General features: G+C 67.6%; 1 protein-coding gene. It reads left to right on the top strand.

Annotated features, from left to right (window positions below):
• Positions 1 to 293: phosphatidylglycerophosphatase A family protein (locus ACTFO6_RS18490; protein WP_439935837.1), on the top strand; the 293-nt coding region annotated here is incomplete at both ends.

Below are 293 nucleotides of genomic sequence, written 5' to 3' on the forward strand. Positions count from 1 at the left end.
GGCACCTTCGCCAGCCTGGCCATGCTGCCGGTCTACCAGTGGCTTGCGCCGAGAATGGACGCCGCCTCGTTGCTTGCTCTGGCGGCGGTCATGTTCCTCCTGGGCGTGTGGGCGTGCGACCGGGCGGGCCGCGCCTTGGGAGCGTCCGACCATGGCGGCATGGTATGGGACGAGATGACGGCGTTTTTGCTGGTGCTCTCTTTCACGCCGCCGGCGCCCCTCTGGCAGGCGTTCGCTTTTCTCCTCTTTCGTCTGTTCGACGTGCTGAAGCCCCCGCCCATCCGCCGCCTGGA

The organism is Pelomicrobium sp. G1 (assembly GCF_051905455.1).
Taxonomy (GTDB): domain Bacteria; phylum Pseudomonadota; class Gammaproteobacteria; order Burkholderiales; family UBA6910; genus Pelomicrobium.